The sequence below is a fragment of the Myxococcota bacterium genome (assembly GCA_035498015.1).
In the GTDB taxonomy this organism is placed as follows: domain Bacteria; phylum Myxococcota_A; class UBA9160; order SZUA-336; family SZUA-336; genus VGRW01.
In genome coordinates, this window is the sequence record DATKAO010000221.1 from 1 (window position 1) to 3,108 (window position 3,108).

The window sequence follows — 3,108 nt, forward strand, 5'->3', positions numbered from 1 at the left end:
ACCGCGCGCCGCGGCGAAGCTCGAGATGAACGGCACCGACGACTTCGTCTCACCCTTCGAGGAGGAGTACGACGTCCCGGCCTTCATCCGCCGCTCGCGAGAAGCGGACTAGCGCGGCATTGCCTGCCCGGGAGCGGCGCGTGGGACGCGCTTCGGCGCGCTGCCTCGCGCCGCTCCTGTGTCTGGCGCTGCTGGGCTGCTTCTCGACCGGGGGCACGGGCACCGAGCCACCCCCGCCGGTTCCGCCCGAGTCGCTGCCGCCGCTCGACTTCTTCGACTACAAGAAGCTCGACCCGGCCAGCGTCTCGATCCAGCCCGAGGGGCTCACGGTCGAGCAGAGCTGGGTCCTCGACCTGTACACGCTGTTCCACTCGCGCAACTACAAGGCCTTCCGGCTGGTCATGCAGGACGAGGCCGGGCAGGACCGGATCGGGCACCTCCTGCTGCCCCCCGGCGACGGCCCGTTCCCCGCGGTCGTGGCCTTCGAGATCCTGGACGGGCCGCACGACGTGTCCGAAGGCATGGCCAAGTCGCTGGTGAACCGCGGGTACGCGGTCGCCCGCCTGGAGCGCCGGGCGCTCGACCTGCCCCATCAGAACAACGCAGATGTCGTGCGAGAGCGGCTGCGCGAGGGCGTGATCGACGCGCGCCGCCTGCTCGACTGGCTGGTCACTCACCCCAAGATCGACCCGGCTCGGCTGGCCGCTGCCGGCGTGTCGATCGGCTCCATCCAAGCCCTTCTGCTCACGGAATGCGACCGGCGGATCCGCGGCGGCTTCTTCGTGATGACCGGCGGCAACGTGGCCGGGATCCTCTACGACTCGAGCGAGACCCCGGTGCGCGAGTTCCGCGACCGCATGATGGCCCAGCGCGGCTGGACCACGCGCGAGCAGTGGGTCTCCGGTGTGAGCGACTTCACCAAACCGGTCGACCCCCTGACCTACGCGTCCTGGCTCGACCCCCGCAACCTGCTCATCGCCTCGGGCCGCTTCGACACGGTGATCCCACAAAGCTACGCGCAAGAGCTGTGGCAAGCCCTCGGAGAGCCCCGCTGGTACAAGCTCCCCTGCGGTCACTACACGGTCTTCCCGTTCTTCTGGTGGGCGATCGCGCGTGGCGCGGATCACCTCGACTCACTCTTGCGCAAGTCGTGATTCCGGTACCCCCGACGCTATAGCTCGCACCGAACTCTTCCGAAGGATCTCTCAAATGGAAGCCGCCGAAATCAAGCCGACCGACAGCCAGAGCACCCTGACGCGCAACTTGCTTCTGGTCGCCTCGTACCTGGCCCTGATGACGATCATCGCTTTGGGGTACTCGAGCTAAGAGCCCCTAAGCATCTCTGCGCGTCGCGCTCCGCGCAGAAACCCTCCGTCGCTGCTTCGGGAGTACCCTGCAGACGCTCCTCCGGGCTTCTGCACGGACCGCGCGCGAACCCGAACTCTCCGCCGCGTTCTAAATTAGAAATCGCGGCGACCTTCCGAGCGCTTCGCCCTTTCAGTCCGCGTTCGAGCCAGCAGCCGGCTCGTGCTGCATGCTCCATGCGGCTGGCGGCGGATGGGCCATCGAACGCGGACGATGCGCAAGAGGCGGACCGACGCTTGCCGCGTCTCGTCTTTTTGTTGCGCAGGCAAGGTGCCGATTCGCGCGCGCGGCCGGCGCGTTACCCAGAGGGAGCGTCTGGAGGCGTACCCGCCGAAGCAGCGACCGGCGGGTAACGCGCGGCCGCGCGGCGCGCAGAGGCGCTCCGGGTCCTACGCGACCATGCCCTTCTTGTGCTCCAGCTCTTTCTGGAGCTTCATGGCTTCCCGTTGCTCGTCTGTGAGCAGGGCGGTGGCGACGCTCGGGCGCAGGATCGAGTAGAAGGTCGGCACGACCGTGATCGCTCCGAGCATGTTGATGATCATGAGGATCACGAGCAGGTAGGCCATCTCGGCCTGGAAGCGCAGGTTCGAGAAGGTCCACAGGACGATGCCGCCGACGACCGTGGTCGCCGTGAACGTCACCGCCATGCCGGTCGTGCGGATCGCGCGGCGGATCGCCTCGTCGATGTCCGCGGTCTCCGCGACCTCCTGGCGGATGCGGTCGACGATGTAGATCGCGTAGTCGACGCCGATGCCCACGCCGACCGCCTGCACGGGCAGGGTGTTGATGCTGAGCCCGATGCCGCGGATCGCCATGTAGGCGAGCGAGAGCATGGTGGCCGTCGCGATCTGCAGGAAGATGATCCCGCCGCTCGAGATCGACTGGTACGTGATCGAGTGCAACACGAAGATCACGAAGAAGATCAGCGAGATCGAAGCCACGTGGCTGCGCTCGACCTCGTCGTTGATCGCCGCGAGCGTGCCCATCGCACCGCCCGCCATGACGAACTGGACGCCGCGCGTCCATGACTTGGTCGGCTGGTACTTCGGCCCGGACAGACCTCCCGGCTTGATCACGCCGCCCTGACCGCGCTTCGCGATGACCTTCAGGTCCTCCACGATCAGCTTGTCGGTGTCGACCGCAACGGCGCGCACGCCCTTCTCCGGGCTCTCCCACCAGGCGTCTACGTCCTTGTCCGTCCAGCTCCCGAGCGCGGCCGGCCAGGTGAAGACCTCCCCTTCCTTCAGGTTGGCCTTGGTCGCGTCGTAGTCCGCGATGGCTTGCGTGCGGAACTCCTCGAGCCAGGGCGGCTTGGCGTCTTGCTGCACGGGCAGCATCTCGTACTTCCCGTCGGCTTCCTTCTCGCGCACGGTCAGCGTGTGGGCGCGGGTCGGGAGCATGGGCCCGATCATGTAGTACCAGGTGTCGAGCAGCTTCTGCGGGTTGTAGAAGTGCGCGCCCTTCGGGGCCTTGTTCTTTTCGAGCCGGATGATGACCTCGCCGATCGGGTTGTCGTCGACGAAGTCCTGCGCGGCGTCGACCGCCTCCACGATCGTGTCGCCTTTGTGGTCCGGGTAGAAGAACTGGATGTTCGCGTCGCGGCCGTTGTCGGTCATGAACGGACGCAGGAAGCCCGGCGGGCCGTTGGTCTGGAGCTGGAAGATCATGGTGCGCACGGAGCCCGGCGCGTCGGGGATGTACTGCCACTTCGGGTCGCCGTAGTGGAGCTGCTGCCAGGTGCCG

At 67.0% G+C, this 3,108-nt stretch carries 2 protein-coding genes; one reads left to right on the forward strand and one right to left on the reverse strand.

From position 1 onward, the window contains the following. Positions 1-140: 140 nt before the first annotated feature. Positions 141-1,154, forward strand: a complete 1,014-nt coding sequence (locus tag VMR86_19465; protein HTO09239.1) for a hypothetical protein — start codon at positions 141-143, stop codon at positions 1,152-1,154. Positions 1,155-1,754: 600 nt separating this feature from the next. Here the strand turns inward: VMR86_19465 and VMR86_19470 are convergent. After that, positions 1,755-3,108: MMPL family transporter (locus VMR86_19470; GenBank protein HTO09240.1), on the reverse strand; the 1,354-nt coding region annotated here is incomplete at its 5' end.